Source organism: Mycoplasma leachii PG50, assembly GCF_000183365.1.
In the GTDB taxonomy this organism is placed as follows: Bacteria; Bacillota_I; Bacilli_A; order Mycoplasmatales; family Mycoplasmataceae; genus Mycoplasma; species Mycoplasma leachii.
The window spans coordinates 13,906-34,996 of the sequence record NC_014751.1 but is presented as its reverse complement, the minus strand read 5'-3'; the positions used below and the strand labels follow the sequence as shown (position 1 = coordinate 34,996).

Here is a 21,091-nt window from a genome sequence, read left to right as displayed (position 1 = left end):
TATCATTATTATAGCTTATGATGCTTTATTATAACTTTAATATAGCTTTATTATAGCTTATGATGCTTTATTATAGCTTTAATATATCATTATTATAGCTTATGATGCTTTATTATAACTTTAATATAGCTTTATTATAGCTTATGATGCTTTATTATAGCTTATGATGCTTTATTATAGCTTTAATATAGCTTTATTATAGCTTTAATATATCATTATTATAGCTTATGATGCTTTATTATAACTTTAATATAGCTTTATTATAGCTTATGATGCTTTATTATAGCTTTAATATATCAATTCAATTAGTATAAAACTAGCTAAGCAATTGTATCTAATTTCTCAAACTTTTTAAAAATTATATAGCATATTTGAAAAACCTATGATAAACTAAAATTGCTGGAAACAGCAAGTTTAAATATGGATCTTTTAATTTTTTAAAAGTTATTATATATTTAGCTAAATCTGATTTATTGGACATAAAAAAGCTGCCTTTTTGGCAGCTTTTTTATTTGCTATAATTTCTATTCAATTACATATGGTAATAAAGCCATTTGACGAGCTCTTTTAATTGCTAAAGCCAATTGTCTTTGATCTTTTGGAGAAGTTCCTGTAATTCTTCTTGGTAAAATTTGACCATTAGGTGAAATGAATTTTTTTAGTAATTCAACATCTTTATAGTCTATATATTTAATGTTATTTTTTTGAAAGAAATTAACTTTTTTTCTTTTTTTAATTTTTTTAACTTGCATGAAATTATCCCTTTCTACTTATTCTCATAAAATTGAAAGTTCATCATCATCAGAAACTACTAAGTCATCAAATGATGAATCATTATTTTCTTGAGTATGTTGGCTAGGTGATAAATTATCGTTTTCTTCAGTCATTAAAGCATTTCTGCTTTTAGCTGGTTCTAAGAAATTAACTCTTTCAGCTAGTACATTTACAATAGTTTCAAATCTACCATCAGGTGTTTGATTATTTCTGGTTGTAATTCTTCCTTCAACTGAAATTAAACTACCTTTTGATAAAAATTTAACCATATTTTCAGCAGTTCTATCAAATGCAGAACAAGGTATAAAATTAGTCTTTTCTTCTCTGCTTGAATATTCAGAAACAGCAACTGTAAAAAATACAAATTTAGATCCATTTTTTGCTACTCTTAGTTCTAAATCTCGTGTAATTCTACCTACCAAATTTACTCTATTCATAAATTTTCCTTAATATTATTTGCTTTCTTTAGTTGCAGCTTCTTCTCTTTTGATAAATGGTTTTCTGAAGTTTTTCTTTTCACGTTGTTCTTCTTCAAATTTAGTCATATCTGTTTTTGATAAAACAACTGATTGTTCATAGTTTTGAATATTTTCTGTATTTAAAACTAAAGTTCTAACAACATTTTTATCAATTTTAGCAATACGCTCAAATTCTTTAATTGCTTGAGTAGTTGCTTGAACAATAACTATGTGATAAAAACCTTTTTTCTTATGATTAATTTCATAAGTAAAATCTAATAAACCTAAATCATTAGATTCTAAGATTTGCCCACCTTCAGATAAAATGCCATCTAATTTTGCCACTAGTTCTTTTGTATCTTTTAGATCTTGATCTAAAATGTACATCACTTCATATTTTTTAATCATTTAGATTATTCCTCCTTATGGTCTTTTGGGCTAAATAGCCAAGGAGCTAATTACTTTTAAATTAACTCATATGAATTATATAAAAAAGATATTACTAATACAACTTAAAAACAAAAATAGAATATATATTATAACTAAAAATAATAATTATTAAAATAAAAAAATATCAGATATTATCTGATATTTAACTAATAATAACTATTTAGTGATTGAAACATTAAATGCTTCTAGTCCCTTTATACCCTTATTTAATTCATAACTTACTTTTTGACCTTGTTCTAAAGTTTTATAACCATTTACATTAATATTTGCAAAATAAACAAAAACATCTTTATTATCAGAATCATTTGTTATGAAACCAAAACCTTTTTCATCATTAAATCATTTAACTATACCAGTACTCATATTACCTCCAATCTATTTCATTATTAACAGATTGAGTAATACAACAAAAATCTTTTTTAATAATAACTTGATTATACATTAAATAAAATAAAATTATGCTAGGAGGTAAAATATAAATTAGATTATTAATAAAATTAATAAACAAATTATTAATATTAACTATAAAATAACAATAGGAGGTAAAAGATGAGTAAAGTTCTTGTTTTAAAAACAACAGCTCAAGCAGATGAAGTATCTAATTCTGTTGCCTTAACTAACAGATTTTTAGAAGAATATAAAAAATTTAACCCAGATGATGAAATTATTATTGTTGATTTAAATAAAGATGAAGTTGGAACTAGTATTTTAACTTCAGAAACATTCCCAACATTTTATCAACAAGAAGTTACTAAAAAATATATTAATTTATTAAAAAGTGTAGATAAATTAGTAATTGCTTGTCCGATGTATAATTTTTCAACTCCAGTAACATTAAAATCATTTATTGATCATGTTTCAGTTGCTAATGAAACATTTTCATACAAGTATTCTAAAAAAGGAGATGCAATTGGTTTAATTACTAATTTAAAAGCTCAAATTTTAGGAGTTCAAGGAGCACCATTAGGATGATATCCTTGAGGACAACACACTCAATATGTTGAAGGGGCTATGAGATTTTTAGGAATCGAATTTAATAAAACTGTTTTATTAGCAGGAGTAAAAGTAGCACCATTATTAGAACTAACTCCAGCTCAAAGAGTAGAAACAATTATTGATGAAGTTATACAAGCAGCTAAAACTTTTTAAAAAACAAAATAAAATGCACCTTGGTGCATTTTTTATTACTAAATTTTAAACTAGGCTCATTCAATGGTTTGTGGATCAGCTGGATGTGCATTATGTTCTAAATTATCAATAATTCCATTTTTAATATGAATTACAGTGTTTGCAATTTTAGCAATATTTGGGTTGTGAGTAACTACAATAACAGTAGTTTTATACTCTTTATTAACTTTAACTAAAATTTCTAGAACTTTACGTCCCATTTTTTCATCTAGTGCTCCAGTTGGCTCATCAGCAAATAAAATATCTGGATTTTTAGCCAATGCTCTTGCTATTGAAACACGTTGCTGTTGTCCTCCTGACATTTGATGAGGATATTTGTTCATTTGATCTTTCATTCCAATTGTTTCAAAAATTTCATCAATTGACATTCCATTTTTTTTACTTGAAAGATTTTCTCCGACTTCAACATTTTCTTTAGCAGTTAAATTGGTCAATAAGTTATATTGTTGAAAAACAAACCCAACAGTTTTTCTTCTAAACTTAGTCATGTGAGAGTCTTTTAATAAAGAAAGATTAGATCCTAAAACAAAAACATCACCTTCACTAGCTTTATCTAAACCTGAAATAATATTTAAAAAAGTAGTTTTTCCTGATCCAGAAGGTCCCAAAATAACAATAAAATCTGATTTATCTAATTTAATATCAATACCTTTTAAAACAGGGGTTTCTAAATCACCAGTAATATAAGATTTTTTAACATTTTTTAATTCAATAATATGTTTATTTAAATCTGGTTTGTAGTTTTGAGTAGTGATTATATGCTCTTTATTTAAAATATCTTTTGAATATTTACTAGTTAATTGCTTTTGAAGCTTTTGTTTTTGTTTTAGCCCTTTAATTCCTGGTTCAAAATTTTGTTCATTTGGAATAATTATATATTCTCTTTGATCTGCTTGAGTTGATGAAAAAGACTCAGTTTTAACTGATTTTATTTTTTTCTTTTTTTCAACTATTTCAAGGTCATCTTTTTTAGATTTACTAATTGGTTGAATTTGTTGAATATTAATAGAAACCTCAGAGACCTCAGTTTTTTTCTTGTCTTTAGCCATAATTACCCTCTTTATAAAATCAATGATTCTAATAGATTTTAACACAATTTAATTTAATAATGTTAGGACGTCTTGTATCTGAATATTGTATTTTTGATTACAAAAATCGCATACAACTTCTACAGGTTTATCATCTTTAATAATATCTTTTAAATCATTTGGGTTTAAAAGATTTAGTGTTGATAAAACTTTTTGATAAGAACAAGTACATTCAAAACTAATTGTTGATTGATCTAAAATAGTAGCATCATTATCAATTTCTTTAACAATAGCATAATAATTAGTTGATTTAACTAGTACATCTTTTACATAATTTGTATTACCTAGTTTTTCTGAAATATAGTCTAAATCTTCTTTTGTATAATTTGGAAGCATTTCAACTAAAATTCCAACTACTTTTTTAATTTCTAAATTATCATCAAATTTAACTTCAGTTGTTATAAATGATTTAGTTTGATTTGATTGATTAAAATACTTCATAAAATCATAATCAATATTTCCATATTCAATTTCTATATTTGAAACATATGGTTCTTTTAAATTTAAATCTCTACTTACTATTAAGTCACCTGTATTAGAAGCAATTAAACAAATAATTTCATTAAGATCTTTATTATTAAAATTATCAATATTTACATTTTTATTTTGTATATAAGCTCTAATTTTACTATCATGATACTCAGCTATCATAGTTTTAGTTAAAGAATTTGGTGCATTTCAATTAACATAAGTCTTTTCTTTATTTTTAAATTGCATTCCAATTAAAGTTGAACAACAAATAAACTTAGAAAAAACCATATTAGCTAATACATTTGATTGTTGTAAATCTGTAATTTCTTTTATAGTTTCAGAAGCATCAACTATTGAAATTCTTAAATTATATTTGTTACTAATTGCTCTTATTTTTAGATCCATAAAATACCTTCTAACTAATGAATTATACCAAAATCAGCATATTGACTTGTATATAAAAATGTTTATTAACTATAAAAGCTATTGTATATAAAATTTCAAATTGTTCATAACCTTATTTTTAATATATATCTATAAGGATTAGTTGATATTTATTATATGTTAAATAAAAAGCAGTTTTAAACTGCTTTATAACCTAGAGCTATAACTCTATTAATTGATCAATAAGGATTATTTTTATTTTTTAATAATCTAACTTCAAATCTAGTACCTAATCTTTTAGATTCTTTAGTATCTGAAGATTTTAATCTAATTAATTGATAAATAATTTCATTTTCATTACTACTTAATATTTTAGTTGACCAAGCGTTTTTATCATAATATTTAGTAGCAATTTGTTCTTCTTGCTTTTTAAGTTCTTTGTCTTTTTTATCTAAAACATAATTAAATACATTAAGAATTGAAGTTACATCAGTTTTGTTTTCAATTGAAAGTTGATAATTTGAATCGCTTGCTGGTAATCCACCAAATAAAGTACCAAATACATAACCCAGTGAATCTTTTAAATATGAACTTTTATCAGGATTTATTCCTAATAGCATATGTAAAGGAGAATAAGATGAATCATCTTTTAATTTGGTTCTATCTAAAGTAATAGCTTGACTAGATCCATTAATATAAAAATGAATTTTATCTCAATTATAATAAGATTCTGGCTTTCTATTTTTAATAGAATCAGAACCTACATCACTACTATTATCATGAGTATCAAATCCATAAACCAGAGCTTTAAGAATAGTTTTAGTTTTATTTTCTTTAATATCTTTGCTATACAAGAAATTTTTATCTTTGTTTTCTGGTCTATATTCAACACCAACTTTTATAGTTAAAGCAGTAAGAACTTTTCCAAGACTTGAAATATTAACTCCAACTACTTTATTAGGGTTTTTAGATAAATAATCATCAAAGTATTTACCTAAAATTTCTAGAAGCCGTAAAATGGTTTGGTTATTTATACTTTCTAATCCAAAGTATTTTAATAATTCTTTTGGAATATCAATTTTTTTATCTCTAATTTTTGATATATTTTGAAAACTTTCTATTTTTTTAGAAATATTAGTTATTTTAGATACTCATTCATTTTTAATATCATCTAAAGTTTTTAAACTATTCTTTTTAGTAATTAATCTTATTATAGGAAGTAATGGATTTTCCTTATTTTCTGCATCTTGTAATAAGAAATTAATTCATTTTAGAATGAGGTCTTCAATTATATTACCTTTATATAAACTAATATTTAGATTAAATTTTAAGTCACTAGATTTTTCATATTTTTTAAAATGACTAGAAAATAAATCTAAATATTTAGGAAGTTGTTCTTTTATCTTATCTGCATTTTGTATAAATTTATTTTTTTGCAATGTTTCAGAAATAGATTTAATTTTTTTTAAATGTGGTTCAATTTTATCCTTTGCAAATCTTTCAAGAATTCACTTTAATGCACTATTTGAATATGGTAATTCTAATATGTCATATATTGAACTTATATCCAACAATTTTATAAAAAGAGCTTTGACATTAACATTTAATATTTTCTTATTTATAAGCAATTCTTTAAATGTCATTATAATTTCAGATATATTTTTTGATGTTATAGAAAAATCTAAAATATTATCCTTTGCTAGATAAAAAATTTCTTTTATATGTTTTATTATTGTTTCAGATGAATCATTGATAATGCCATGAATTTTTTTAAGAACATCAATTATCTTAGGTATTATACCATCTTTGCTAAAAACTTCTATTTTAGCTGTTAAACTCCCTAATCATAAAGAACTAGCAGAAATATTTAGTATCCCATTTTTAATTTCTACATGCCATTTGCCTAATGGTGTTCCTAATTCATTTAATTTTTTTGTAATAAAATTTTTAATATTTTCTTCAAATGTTTTCTTAATTTTTTCATCAGACATAGCAAAATCAACAAATTTTATTAATGTTTCTAATAAATTAGAAAAATTATGTAATTTTTTTTCTACTCAATTAATTAAATCAAATATTAAATTTCCAACACCATTATTTGAGCCTATATTATTTTTGCTATTAAATATTTCATTTTCATTAAAACGCTTAAAAATAAAATTATAAAATCTATCAAAACTTTTTTTATCCTTTAATACTTTTAGAAAACCATTTATTAATACATTTAAATCAATTTTATTATTAACTAAGGCTGAAAAATCACTAACATTAACTTTTTGCTTTGTTAAATCACTTGGATTTTTAAATTCTTCATGAGTGACATAATATAAACCAAAAAAGATTTCTGAATATAAATAAGTAACTAAATATGGTGTAATTTTATTTATTAATTCTAAACCTTTTGTTTTTAATTTTTGAAAGTTTTGTGATGTAAAAATATTTTTAATTTTGCTAAAAATTTTTCCTAAATTTTGAAAACCATTTTTACTACTAATTAGTTCACCAATAATTTCACCTAAAGAATCTAAACCTAATTCTGCTAAAATTTTATCTAATGCTTCAGGAATTTTATCAACTTCAGTTTCTTTAGCAAATTCCTTATTATCAGCAATTACTGCTGCTATTTGATTAATATTTTTAACTAAAGCTTGTTGGACAGTAAGGTCTTTATAATAATCTTTTTCTAATGGTTCAGGAGTAAATAATTTACCTAAATAACTAAAAAGATCTTTGTTATTTTCAATAACATCAGCAAATTTATTTATTCCATCTTTATAACTTTGAAGTTTAGAATCATCTCTATTATTCAAAACTTTATTTTGTAAAAAAGATAAACCTAAAGAAGCTAAAGAAGGAGCAAAACCATTTAAAAACTTTTCAGCTGATTTACTTATACTTAATAAAAAATCAATATTTTTTGGAGTTATTTCTCCTTTTGAACTCTCTATATTTTTATACTCATTATTATTTTTATATTGAATTTGCAGATTCTTATTTAATACATTATTAGATGAACCAAAATAAGTTTTTCAAAGATCTGAAATAGTATCAGAAGAAGTAGTTTTACTATTATTTGGTCGTCAAATAAAATCACTGTTAAACTCATTTAACAATGATTTTTTTCCGATTTTTTCATTAAGATAATCTTCATTAAGATTTTCTGTTTCTTTTAAAATTCTAGATTGAACTGCATATGAGCTAGCTTGAACATAATTTTGAATCTTATTAACTACTTTTTGTTTGTTTGAATCTACATAACTTTTTGCAAAAATTCCAAAACTACTAAAAAAGATAGCAAAAATAGAGATTATAATTACTCATCACTTACTATTTTTAATAAATTTTAACATAATGATACCTATTAAATTAACTAAAAAATTTAGTTGTCATATTAAAACACGTTCTATTATTATATTATATTATTATGGTTCACTATGCTCAATATGGCATAGTTTTTGACTTTTAATAATTATCAATAGAAAAGAAGTTGTTATGAAAAATTTATATTTAATGCTAAAACAGGGAGTAAAATGAATTTTAAAATTCAAGCTTCAACTAGTTGTTATTATAGTTTTGACTTTTATTGCTTCAATTATTTTAACAATTTCTTTTACCACTAATAAAAGATTAAGTTCAGATTATGATCAAGTTGTCAATAACCAAAACTCTCCTAAATTCGATTCAACTTATCAAATAACAGTTGGAAGTAAAGCTAAACCTAAAAAAGATGACCCTTTATTTGTTCCTATTTTTGATTTTGTAAATAAACAATACACCGGATTTAAAGATGAAGGTTATGATAACTTCAATCTAACTTTTAATGATATTTATGGTGAAAAAAACCTTTTAACAATTACAACAAGTTCAAAGGAATTTAAAGATGCTTGGGCAAGTAAAAAAGATGTTTTTGTATATAACAAAAATAGTGATGATAAAAAGCAAATAGCAAATCAACAACAAGATTTTGACTTTGCTATAAATGATGCGTTTTTTAATACAATGGCTGATTTGCTTTCAAAAAATGATTCAGCTATTAAAAATACTGTAATTGGTAGATATACTCAATCTAATCCAAATTGATATAAGCATTTTTATAATAAAGAAAAGAATATTAAAAGTAACTGATCTAATTTTATTAAAAATAAAGCTAAAATTCAAAGTTTAAAAAATACTAATCCAGATGATTTAAAAACTTACTTTTACTCATATTATGCTTTTGAATCACTTTCTCAATATTTCTTTAAGACCATTCAAACATTTTTACAAGATGATAAAAATGAATTAAGTCAGCAAACTTTTACACACCAAGAAGATGCATACAAATATTTCTATGAATTTTTATTTGGTAAATATTTTGATGAAAATAACAAAAAACCAAGCTATAAAAATGACTATATTGCAACTAAAGACAACCTTTATACTCTAACTTTTGATTCAAGTGTGCCAACTAGTGAATTTCAAAAAATGAAATTCTTAATTAAATCAGAAAATAAAGACGACCATAAACAAAAAGATCAAAATTTCTTCACACAATTAGTTAAACAAGGTTTTAAAGGTATTTTAAGACCACTTCAAATTACTTATCATAATACTGGTAATGAAACTGATATTACTAATGTAATTCAATATAGTGAAACTCAAGAACTAAGAGGTTTTGTTTCAAATTCAAATATTTATTCTCAGAATGTAAAAGAACTACCTGAAATATTTAAAAATAATAGTTTTGTAGATATATTAGCTATGAATGCTGATCCGTTTGCAAATATTGGTGAAAAATCTGTTAATTTCTATACTAGTAAAACAAATGATCTTGAAACAACAGTTGCTTCAGATTTTCCAATCACAGCTGCATTTTTAACTCATCATAAACTAACTGCTTTAGCTAATGGTTATGATTTATACATTAGACCTGAAACTATATTTAATGACCCAATTACTAAAAAAACATTTAGAATTGTTGATATTACTAATAAAGATTTTACTAATTACATAATTTTAGACGGACAAACTCCAAGTAGTGCTAGTGAAATAACAATAAGTAAACAATTTGCAAAAGCTAATAAAATTCAAATTGGTGATCGTTTAACTTTAGGTAATGCTAAGGGATTAATTGTTACAGGTTATGCAGTTGATACTTATTCATTTTTCCCAACTTCAGATCCAAATGTTCCTTTACCAAAATCTGATTCTGGTGGTTTAATATATGCTGATTTTGCAACTATTAATCAAATTTTAGGTGATGGAAATTCAGCAACAGGAAATGATCAAACTTCAACATTTAATTTCTTTTTAATTAAAAAAAATAATTCTTTAAATATTAAAAATGTCTTTTTTGATCATTTTTCAGTAGCAAATAGAATCAGAGATAATATTTTAGCTAAACAAAAAGGAACTGAAATTCAAACATTTTATCAAGAACATAAATTTAGTAATTCTTGATATTCTTTAAACTGAACTTTATATCAAAAAATTGCATTTTGATATTCATTAGCTACATTTCTAACAGCTAGTTTAATCGCTCTTGTTTCAGCACTAGCTGTATTTGTTGGAGTTATTAAGTCAATTCAAGCAAACTCTAAACAAATTGGTATTTTAAAAGCAAATGGAGCTTCAAGTGTAACTATTTCATGGTCATATGTTTCATATGCTGTGATTTTAGTTTTTATAGCAATACCTTTAGGTTGAATGGCTGGAACAATGTTACAAGTTCCTTTTGTTGCTATTTTTAAAGATTATTTTAGTTTTCAAACAAATGTATTAATTTATGATTGATTAGCACCTTTAATATCTATTATTATTTTTGGAGTTTTAATTGGAGTATTTTCGTTTTTAGTTGCTTTATTTCATATTAAAAAACCAGTTCTAGATATTATAAAAAGTTCTAAAAAATGATCTAAACCAAAAATTACAGATTGATTACATAAGCGTATTTTTAAAAAACCTAGATTTGCTACTTTATTAATGCTAAAACTAACTGAATCTGGTAAAAAACCATTTAGTTTGTTATTAGTATTAGTGTTTGTTGGAACTTTATTTGTTTCAGCTGGTGTAGCTATTCCTAGTGTTACTAAATATGCTAAAGATAATTACTTTAAAAAAGTTAATTATGATAATCAGTATGAAATTTATAATAGTTTATCAAATAGCCCATTGGGAAAAGATGTATTTAATTTTTGAAATGGTCATGAACAAATTGATAATACTTATAAAGAGATTAAAGATCCTAGTGGAACTATTAATTATTATGAAAATCCAAATAGTTATACTTTATCAAATCAAAACTCTTCAGTTCTACCTCAACTAATTTATAAAATTAATACTAATAAAGATAATGATTCTAATAATGCTGAAATCCTTACTCCATATAAATCAATTATTAAAGAATATTTAAAAACTGGAGTTTCTAATTTATATAAAAACTTATTAGATTGAGCTTCATATCAAATTAGTATTTCTAATGGTAAAAGCATTTCAATTGGTACAATAGAACAACTTTATGCTTATATTTTAAATGATGCTGATTTAAACGAACGTTTTAAAAATGACATAGATAAAGTTAAAGAAACTAATAATGTTACTCAACCTTTAACCCAGTTTGTTGGAGAACTTTTAAAAACTATTTTTAAAGATAAAGTGCAAACTACAGGAGAGTGAAAAGAAAAAATTTTAAATTTAATTTTAGGTTATTCTCCTTCATTTATTAAATCTTATTTAACAAGTGAATCTCGAAGAAGTCAATTTTCTTTTGGTTGACAAAAACAAACTATAATTCCACAAAAAGATCAATTAGCAACTATTTTTAAACCTAAATCAAATAATGTTGAAACTAATTATAGTATTTTAGGATTAGATAAAAATCAACAAACTTATAAGTTAACTGATAAACAAAAAAATCAACTATTTTTATCAAATAACCAAGTTCAAAAACTTTATCAAATTATTAATAATCCTTATGATAAAAATCAAAACAATGATATTTATTTAAATAATATTAAAGTTTATGATCATAAAACAAATACTTTAACTATTCCAACTATTGTTAATAAAAACTTAAATTATAAATTAAATAAATTTGGTGATAATATCATTTCAAATTTATCTGCAAATAACATTCAACTATCATATAAAACAAGAAATAATGATTTTAATGCTTTACCAAAACAAGCTTGAATATATGATGATTCAGATTATTTAAAAACTGAATATGTAAATAAACATACTAAATGAGAAGATCAACCAATTCAAATTATTAATAATAAAAACAACAGTTCTTCTTATGGATATGAAGTAGTAGAAAATAATAATGAAAAATACTACTATTTAAATCCTTATAATTTAGATGTTAATAAATTTACTCAAAGACAAGTTATAGATATTTGATCTAATAATTCAAATAGTTCTTTAGTTGCAAAACAACATAAAAATATTGTTGATGAGTCTCCTTTATTTGGTGATTTTGTAATTAATAATAATGGACAAATTACAAAATCATTTATAAGACCATATTATCAGTTAAGAAACTTATTATTATTTGTTCCAATAACTGATCAAGTTAGTTGAGAAGACTTTGTTTTATATGCAAGTGGATGAAGTAAAAGTACAGAACACGGATTAGATATTAAAAAAGTTATTAGTGATTTAGATAAAACTGATGATCATACAAGAAACTATAAATACCCAGCTATTAAAAAACTAAATGCTAGTTTAGTTCCACAATCAGTTAAAAATGGTTGACAATCAGTAATTAAAGATCTTAAATCTGATACTGCTTATTTAGCTATTAGACCTTATGATTTTTCTATTCAACAAGAAAAATGAGCAAATAATCATTATGAGTATTTTATTTTAGATAATAATACTAAAAAAATTCTTGGAGTTAATCCACCTTCAGCTGATAAATCTATTCCAAACATTTTATTAAATTCAGTTCCTCATTTTTATAGAAGAGCTGTTGGAAAAAGAAAAAGTATTCCAGCAATTTTAAAACTACAAGATAAAAATGTTAATTATATAAATAAAGATTTAAAAATCAAATTACAAAAAGTTGATGATATTGATATTTATGGAAAAGCTTATGCTTTAGTTGATTCTGATTTAGCTAATATGTTGTATGGATTTGATATTAGTAGATCAACTAATTATGACTATCGCCCATTTGATACTTCTAAAATCATTAAAAAAGGTGAATTATTTAATACTTATAAAACTACAAATTGATTAAAAGTAAATAATAAAGATCCTTGAAAACAAGCGTTTATTAATCAAAAAGATACGTTTAGTTATTCACCACATTATTATTACAATACTATATTTTCAAATTCTAGTGAACCTTTAATTATTACTAGTTCAGTTTCATTAATTTCAGAACAAAGATTAGGAATTGCAATTTTAGATTTAATGAATCTAAGTGATTATAAAGCAGGTATAGTTGATGTTGATTTTACTTTTGAAACTAAACAACTATTAAATCAAATAGCTAAAACTGCTATTTATATAGCAATAATTATAATTACAGCAATTATGTTATGTGCTTCATTATTAGTCATGCTAATAACTGATATTTATATTTCTCAATATAAATCATTTATGATAATGTTAAGATCAATGGGATATACAAATACTCAAGTAATGTTTTACACACTTGGAATAACTACTATATTTAGTTTATTAATTTCATTTATTACAACAATAATAGTCTTTAGTAGTACTTCAATAATTGATAAGGTCTTTTCAGCAAATGGCTTTTCAATTCCAATTAATGTATATTGAGTATCAGTAGTATTTTGTATTTTACTAATTTTAGTATCATTCTTTACTTCTTTATGAGTTTCAACAAAAAGAGTAAGAAATGCTGAACCAAGTACAATGCTAAGCGAAGTTGATGAATAATAAAAGATTAAACCAAATACATTGTGTTTGGTTTTTTTATTTACTATTGAAAAAAAGTAAAAAAATAATATAATTTGCATACTATAAAAAAATGTTTTTCAAATGCGTAATCAGGAGTAAATTTAATGAAAAAATTATTGACTATATTAAGTATTAGTAGTTCTATTTTTTTTAATAACAACAGGAGTGATTTTAAGTAGTAAAGATAATTATTCAAGTATGGAAACAATAAGCCTTAATGTTAATTATCTTAAAAGACATAAAATAACAGGAAATAAACTAGAAGATATAGGCTATTACAAAGAAGGAAATCTAATTAGAATTGAGCATATACCATACAATGTAGAGATTATTGCTTGTTATCTTCCTAGAGAAATTACAAGTTTGAAGAACGCTTTTGTTACAAGAACAAATGACATAAAGTGAGATGTTAAATGAGACACTAGTAATATTGTAGATATAAGTGGCACTTTTTATAATACAAAAGAAATTACAGATAAAAGTATTCGAGATTGAAACACTTCAAAAGTTACAAATATGAGTGAAATGTTTGCTTATTCAAAAGGTTTTAACTTAGACTTATCAAGTTGAGATGTTTCTAAAGTAAAAACTATGAAAAAAATGTTTCTTAATGCTGAAAAAATTTAATAATGGTGAAAAACCTTTAAAATGGACAGCAAACTAAATGAAGTAACTGATATGAACAAAATGTTTTATAATACTTCTAGTTTTAATCAAAATTTAAATAGTTGAATATTAAAAAAGAATGTAAAAAAAAGATAATTTTGGATTAGAAGAATCTAAACAACCTATGTGAAAGGTAGAAGATACAACATCTTCTGCAACTAGTCCTTCTGCTGTTCAACCCGATAGTTCATCTAACATTTCGCCAAGAAGTGATGAAATAATAGAACATAATTCAACATCAAATTCTGAATCCGAACTAAATGATATGTCGCCTAAAGATAGTGAGAATAATAATCCAACTGAAGATATTAAAAATGAAATAAACAACCAACCTTTAAATGATGAAAATGATAATCATTCTACAATACCTACAACTGAAAATGAAACTACAGAAACTGAAAAAAACTACTAATGATAGACCAAATGATTTAAAAAATGATATTTATACAATTCCATCTAAACCAAAATAATATAAATTCTTCTAAACAAAAATCATCTAAAACATTAGCTATAACAATGGGCGTTTTAGGTTCTGCTACAATTTTAGGAGTAGGTTCTGGAGTTAGTTATTATTATCGTAAAAACTTAAAAGATTTTTATTTTAAAACTAAAAACAAGATATTTAAATCTAAATAAAAATACAGGAATTCCTGTATTTTTTTGTGTTCTATTTGATAAATATTTAATTTTAAGAAATAAAGAATATCAAATCTATTGTTAATAAAACAAGATTACTTTCTAATTTTTGGTGCTAATAAAAATTTAAATTTTGGAAATTATATAATTTTATTGTATGGTAAATAGTTAAATTAAGGGCATGATGTATCGGATAAATTTGAATATAAATTTTAGAAATTTTATTAAAAGTAAGTATAGTCTTTGAAAATTGTTTATTAGATATTTTATGTCTAAATTTAAAATACCTAAATAAACAGGAGAATATATGAAAGTTATATTTTTTGGGGTAAGAGATTCAGAGGTTCAATTTTTTGAAAAACTAAAAAATAAATACAACTATGAATTAACATTAGCCCAAGGGGTTTTAACACTAGATAGAATTGATCTAATTAAAGATCATAATTGTGTTATTGTTAGAGGTGCTGATAAATTAGATAAAAGTTTATTACAAGCTATTAAAGACCAAGGTGTTGAATATGTGTTTACTAGAACAGTTGGATTTGATCATATTGATATTCCAACAGGACACGAACTTGGATTTAAAATGGCTAGAGTGGCTTCTTATTCACCAACTGCTATTGCTGAATTGGCATTTAGTTTAGCTCATAGTTTATCTAGAAAATCAGCTTATTGAGCATATCAATCAGTTAATAAAAACTTTAAAATGGATCAATATGGATTTTCTAAAGAATTAAAAAATAGTGTTGTTGGTATTATTGGAACTGGACGTATTGGTTATGAAGCAGCTAAAATGTTTAAAGCTTTTGGTTGTGAAGTTTTAGGTTATGATATTAAACCAAATAGTAATTTTGAAGATGTAATTAAATATGTTGATTTAGATTATGCGTTAGCTAATGCTGATATTTTAAGTTTTCATATGCCTTATATTAAAGGACAAAACGATAAACTGATCAATAAAGAATTGATTAGTAAAATGAAAGATGGAGCTATTTTAATTAATACTTCACGTGGTCAAATCCAAGATGAACAAGCTATTTTAGATGCTATTAAATCTAATAAATTAGCTGGAGCTGGATTAGATGTTTGAAATACAGAAAAAGATTATTTATTTAAAACTTTAGATAGTATAGATGATCCAGTTATTAAAGGATTATTAGATTTATATCCAAAAGTTTTATTAACACCACACATTGGTTCATATACAGATGAAGCAGCCTCAAATATGATCGAATACTCATTAGATAATTTAAATGAATATTTAACAACTGGGGATTGCAAAAATAAATTATAAGATGAGTTAAGGAGATATATGAACGGGGTTAAAGAAGCTTTTATTCAGACCATGACTAATCAAAAACTATGAGAAGCAATTGTTGCTACAATAGTTACTATTTTATTAAGTTATGGTTTAACAAAAGCAAACATATTAAAAAAGGAATGAAAAGCAGGATTAGTTAAAGTAGTTATGACAATTGCAGTTCCAGCACTTGTTTTAACTGGATTTATGAAAACCGCAAACATTCAACAATTAAAAGAACAAGGTGTTGTTTTAGGAGTTTCATTTGCATTTTATATTCTTTTAAATGTTATTGCATTTTTATGAAGTAAATTTGCATCAAATTTTGCTAAAAAATCAGCAGAAATGATTCAAGATAATAAAGCATTAAATTCTGATGGTTCAATGAGTCAAAGTCGTGCCTTAATTATGTGAATGATGATTGTCTTTGGTTCAACTACATTTTTTGGATTTCCAATTATCCAAGCTATTTATCCAAATTCTGGGTTCGTAGCTGCTAACATTTGAAATATTGCTTATAGAGTATTTTTATATTCATTTTGTTTTATGATGATTTCAGGTGTTAAATGATCAAAGAAAAACTTTAAGGATGCTATGAAAAAGACATTTGTTAATCCTATAGTTATTTGTACTTTTTTAGGATTAATCTTATGATTAACAACTTTAATTCCAGGTCAAAGTTTTGGAGAAAACTTTAAAACAGTTGAAAAAGGTGGTGTTGCTTGATTTGAGTTTGGTAAAACTTTACCAATAATTCATACACCACTTCAAAAACTAGGTGCCTTAGCAGCTCCTATTACTTGAATTGCAATTGGTATTACTTTAGCAAGCTCTGATATTAAAAAAGCAGTTAAAGATAAATGAGTATGAATATTTAGTATTCAAAAACTAGTTTTATTACCTTTATTTGTATTTTTAATTTTCTTAGCATTAAACAAAACTGGAGTAGTTTCAAAAGAAGTAGCAGTTTCAATGGTAATACTTGCTGCAACTCCACCAGCAACAGTTGTAGTATTATATGCTATTCAATATAAAATGCGTGATGAATTTGCAGCTCAATGTTCAACACTAACAACTTTATTAGCAGTTATAATGTTACCTTTATGAGTTGTAATTAGCAGTATAGCTTTTGTATAAAATAAAATTTTATAACGGAGTGAAGCTAAAGACTTCACTTTTTTATTGTTTTAAAATGTGCTTTAATAATGTGATTTTTTTATGAAAAATCAAAGAATCAAAATTGACTTAAAACCATAGTTATTAAACATATTTAAAAAAGATATTTAACAAAAATGCTAGAGAATTTAAAATATTTTTTACATTAAATTCGGCAAATTTGGTAAACTTTTTTTATAAATTTTGACTAATTTGGTAAACTTTTAACGGAAAATTTGGTAAACTTTTATTAACTAATTTGGTAAAATAATTTCAGTTATTTCTACAAATATTTATGTAAAACTTAAATAAGATTCGATAAAAAGAGGGGGTTATGATGAAAATAAACAATGATAATTATATTCCTAGAATAATGGATAAAATTATACAAAAACATCTCAAAATAGCAGGTGCAATTTGTGTTGAAGGGCCTAAGTGATGCGGTAAAACATGAACATCGAGACAAAACTCAAATAGTGAATTTCTTGTTGGTAGTGCAGCTAATGCTTTTTCTAATAGACAATTAGCTATTCTTAATCCTGAATATGTGTTAAAAGGAGAGTTCCCAAGAATGATAGATGAATGACAAGAAGTTCCTAGTTTATGAGATGCTACAAGAGAAGAAGTAGATAAATATAGTCAAAATGGCCTTTTCATTTTAACTGGTTCATCAACTCCAACTCATAAAGGCGTTTTACATAGTGGAGCCGGAAGAATTGTAAGACTTAGAATGAACACCATGACATTATTTGAGTCGGGAGATTCTACTGGCATACTATCTCTTAAAGATCTTTTATTAGATGAGATTAAAACTGAATATGTTGATGAATTAGATTTTAAGAAATTAGCTTATCTTATTGTTAGAGGTGGATGACCTAAAAATATAAAAACTAGCTTTGATGATTGTGAAGTGTTACCAAGGTCATACATTGACTCTATTTTAGAAAGTAAATTATTAGATGAAAATAATAATGCATACAATTCAAACTATATTAAATTGATTTTAAAATCCCTAGCAAGAAATGTATCTACTACTGTTAGTGAGCGTTCAATAATCAACGATATTTCTCAAAATGAAGTTGATTCAATTTCGCGTCCTACTCTATCTAAATATTTGGATTTTTTAAATAATATGTTCTTATTTAGCAATTTAGAATCTTACTCTTTAAATCCAAGATCTTCTTTAAGAGTGAAACAACAAGAAAAAAAATACTTTTGTGACCCATCTTTAGCTTGTGCTTTATTAGATTTAACACCTAATAAAATAATGAGTGATTTGAATTTATATGGTTTATTATTTGAAGGATTAGTAATAAGAGATTTAAAAGTTTATGCTCAAGCAAATGAAGCTAAAGTTTATCATTATCAAGATTATTTATATAATGAATTAGATGCTGTTATTGAATTTAAAAACGGTGAATGATGTGCTATTGAAATAAAACTGGGACTTAATCAAGTAGAGCAAGCAGCAAAACAATTAAACAAAGCAATTGATGCTATAACTAGAAGTAAAAATAAACCACCTATTAATAAATGTATAATAGTTGGATTTGGTAATTTAGTATATAAAAGAAAAGAAGATGGAATTATTGTAATTCCGATCAATGCATTAAAAGATTAAAAAAACCAAGATTTTATAAGTCTTGGTTTTTTAGTTATATTAATTATTTTCTTTATCATCTTCTTTAACATCATTGATATCTAAATCAATAATTTTTCCAGAATTTATTTTTTCTTGTTCTTGTTTATATTTTTCTTTTTCATAAATTACAGCTTCTGGAAGTTTTTTGTTTTTATTAATGTAATCAATTTGTTCAGATGTAATAGTTTCTAATATTCTTAATGATTCAGCCAATAATTCTAAAGTTTCCATATTTTCACTAATTACTTTAATAGCTAATTTATATGATTCTTCTAAAATTCTTTCAACTTCATCATCAATTTTAGCAGCTGTTTTTTCTGAATAACTACCTTCAGTTTTTCCATAAGCTTCATCTGCCATAGTTAAAAATTTAGTAATACCTAATTCTGACATACCAAATTGCATTACCATTCTTCTAGCAATAGCAGTAGCTTTATCAAAATCATCATGAGCTCCAGTAGTTACATTATCTTTACCAAATTTAATTTCTTCAGCGGCTCTACCACCTAGATATCCAGCAATCATAGCATATAGATCAGCTTTTGATGAAAATAGTGTTTCATCTTTTGGAGTCATTATAGTATAACCACCGGCATTACCACGTGGAATAATTGTAACTTTTTGTACTTTTGAAGCACTTTCTAATTTTAGTCCAATTAAAGCGTGACCAGATTCATGATAAGAAACAATTTCTTTATCGTGCATTGTCATTGCACGTGATTTTTTAGCAGGTCCTCCAACTACTCTATCAATTGCTTCATCAATTTCATTAACACCAATTACAGTTTTACCTTCTCTAACCATTAATATAGCAGCTTCATTTAAAACATTTTCAAGTTGTGCACCTGAAAATCCTGGAGTTCTCTCAGCAATTCTATGTCAATCAATTGATGGATCAATTTTTTTATTTCTTGCATGTAATTTTAAAATTTGTTCACGTTCTTTAATGTCTGGTAGAGAAACTTGAATAACTCTATCAAAACGACCTGGTCTTAATAAAGCAGGGTCTAATACATCTACACGGTTAGTTGCAGCCATTACAATAATTCCTGAATTAGTTTCAAATCCATCTAATTCAACTAATAATTGATTTAGAGTTTGTTCATTTGTTCCTGTACCAATTGCTGAATTACGTTTTCTACCAACAGCATCAATTTCATCAATAAAAATAATTGCAGGAGCAGATTTTTTAGCTTCATTAAACATTTCTCTAACTCTACTTGCACCAACTCCAACAAACATTTCTTCAAATTCAGAACCAGCTATAGAAAAGAAAGAAACATTAGCTTCACCAGCCACAGCTTTTGCTAGTAAAGTTTTACCTGTTCCAGGTGGGCCTTCCATTAAAACTCCTTTTGGAGCTCTAGCACCAGCTGATGCATATTTTGCAGGTTGTTTTAAATAATCAACCAGTTCTACTAATTCTGATTTTTCTTCTTCAATACCAGCAACATCACTAAATTTAACATTAGATTTCTCTCTACGTGCTTTATTTTTACCCATACCAAATAAACCACTAGCCCCAGCTCCAGCAGCTCCGCTTTTAGCCATAAAGTAAAATAAACCAATGTAGAATAAAATTAAAATAAACATTGGTAATAATGATGAAAGTAATGAGAATCAAGATGACTCAGTATAACGAGTAGTATTAGAACGTCATATAAAATCACTAAAAGCTTTATCTAAACTATTAATGGCATTTGGATTAGTATTAACAATAAATTTGGTTCAACCAGTTCCATTGTTATATCATCCAGTGATTATATCAATACCTTGAATGTTATTACGTTGTAAAACAACATTATTAAATGCCTTATTTTCTTTAAACAGGTTATGAAGTTGATCAATAGTTAAATTTTGAGCAGTTCCTCTAGAAGTTATACTAATAACTGATAGTAAAATTATAAAACCTACTATTAGAATTATTCAAAATCAAATTGTAGATTTTCTCTTCTTTTTATTCATCTGT

General features: G+C 24.7%; 16 protein-coding genes. 8 read left to right on the top strand and 8 right to left on the bottom strand.

The annotated features are described in order from the left end of the window. Positions 1–524 precede the first annotated feature (524 nt). From rpsR to MSB_RS00140, 4 genes are all read right to left on the bottom strand, one after another. On the bottom strand, positions 525–752 hold the full coding sequence (gene rpsR, locus MSB_RS00155; RefSeq protein ID WP_008362754.1) for a 30S ribosomal protein S18: 228 nt from the start codon (positions 750–752) through the stop codon (positions 525–527). An 18-nt stretch (positions 753–770) separates the two neighbouring features. After that, positions 771–1,211: a single-stranded DNA-binding protein gene (locus MSB_RS00150; protein WP_013447354.1), complete on the bottom strand. Its 441-nt coding sequence runs from the start codon at positions 1,209–1,211 to the stop codon at positions 771–773. 15 nt (positions 1,212–1,226) lie between these two features. Then, entirely contained in the window at positions 1,227–1,640 is a 414-nt protein-coding gene (rpsF, locus tag MSB_RS00145; RefSeq protein WP_013447353.1) for a 30S ribosomal protein S6, read from the bottom strand. A gap of 198 nt (positions 1,641–1,838) precedes the next feature. Further along, a complete protein-coding gene (locus tag MSB_RS00140; protein ID WP_011386926.1) occupies positions 1,839–2,045 on the bottom strand; it encodes a cold-shock protein in 207 nt (68 codons plus the stop codon). 186 nt (positions 2,046–2,231) lie between these two features. On the opposite strand from MSB_RS00140, the gene MSB_RS00135 reads away from it, so the two are divergent. After that, on the top strand, positions 2,232–2,831 hold the full coding sequence (locus MSB_RS00135; RefSeq protein ID WP_011386925.1) for an FMN-dependent NADH-azoreductase: 600 nt from the start codon (positions 2,232–2,234) through the stop codon (positions 2,829–2,831). A gap of 50 nt (positions 2,832–2,881) precedes the next feature. On the opposite strand, the gene MSB_RS00130 is transcribed toward MSB_RS00135, so the two are convergent. The 3 genes from MSB_RS00130 to MSB_RS00120 form a co-directional block, all read right to left on the bottom strand. Beyond that, positions 2,882–3,919 carry an ABC transporter ATP-binding protein gene (locus tag MSB_RS00130; protein ID WP_013447352.1) on the bottom strand — a complete coding sequence of 346 codons (1,038 nt, stop codon included), beginning with the start codon at positions 3,917–3,919 and terminating at the stop codon, positions 2,882–2,884. A 48-nt stretch (positions 3,920–3,967) separates the two neighbouring features. Beyond that, positions 3,968–4,834, bottom strand: a complete 867-nt coding sequence (locus tag MSB_RS00125) for an Hsp33 family molecular chaperone HslO (protein WP_013447351.1) — start codon at positions 4,832–4,834, stop codon at positions 3,968–3,970. A gap of 176 nt (positions 4,835–5,010) precedes the next feature. After that, complete coding sequence (locus tag MSB_RS00120) at positions 5,011–8,163, bottom strand: STREFT protein (protein ID WP_013447350.1); 3,153 nt, start codon at positions 8,161–8,163, stop codon at positions 5,011–5,013. Positions 8,164–8,305: 142 nt separating this feature from the next. Between MSB_RS00120 and MSB_RS00115 the strand changes: the two genes are divergently transcribed. The 7 genes from MSB_RS00115 to MSB_RS00085 all read left to right on the top strand — a co-directional run bounded on the left by MSB_RS00115 (position 8,306) and on the right by MSB_RS00085 (position 19,101). Further along, a complete protein-coding gene (locus tag MSB_RS00115) occupies positions 8,306–13,702 on the top strand; it encodes an ABC transporter permease (protein WP_013447349.1) in 5,397 nt (1,798 codons plus the stop codon). A gap of 219 nt (positions 13,703–13,921) precedes the next feature. Continuing rightward, the gene (locus tag MSB_RS05110) at positions 13,922–14,350 is read left to right on the top strand and encodes a BspA family leucine-rich repeat surface protein (RefSeq protein WP_013447348.1); all 429 of its coding nucleotides are present in this window, start codon (positions 13,922–13,924) and stop codon (positions 14,348–14,350) included. 163 nt (positions 14,351–14,513) lie between these two features. Beyond that, positions 14,514–14,801, top strand: a complete 288-nt coding sequence (locus MSB_RS05105) for a hypothetical protein (protein WP_013447346.1) — start codon at positions 14,514–14,516, stop codon at positions 14,799–14,801. Between the two features lie 23 nt (positions 14,802–14,824). After that, positions 14,825–15,025, top strand: coding sequence for a MyrrCad domain-containing protein (locus MSB_RS05100; RefSeq protein WP_041362191.1), 201 nt, complete (start codon positions 14,825–14,827; stop codon positions 15,023–15,025). 307 nt (positions 15,026–15,332) lie between these two features. Continuing rightward, positions 15,333–16,319: a 2-hydroxyacid dehydrogenase gene (locus MSB_RS00095; RefSeq protein ID WP_013447344.1), complete on the top strand. Its 987-nt coding sequence runs from the start codon at positions 15,333–15,335 to the stop codon at positions 16,317–16,319. Positions 16,320–16,337: 18 nt separating this feature from the next. Further along, a complete protein-coding gene (locus MSB_RS00090) occupies positions 16,338–17,462 on the top strand; it encodes an AEC family transporter (protein WP_013447343.1) in 1,125 nt (374 codons plus the stop codon). 352 nt (positions 17,463–17,814) lie between these two features. Continuing rightward, positions 17,815–19,101, top strand: coding sequence for an ATP-binding protein (locus MSB_RS00085; RefSeq protein WP_014584314.1), 1,287 nt, complete (start codon positions 17,815–17,817; stop codon positions 19,099–19,101). A 39-nt stretch (positions 19,102–19,140) separates the two neighbouring features. Here the strand turns inward: MSB_RS00085 and ftsH are convergent, their stop codons facing one another. Continuing rightward, complete coding sequence (gene ftsH / locus MSB_RS00080; RefSeq protein ID WP_013447341.1) at positions 19,141–21,087, bottom strand: ATP-dependent zinc metalloprotease FtsH; 1,947 nt, start codon at positions 21,085–21,087, stop codon at positions 19,141–19,143. Between the last annotated feature and the right edge of the window lie 4 nt (positions 21,088–21,091).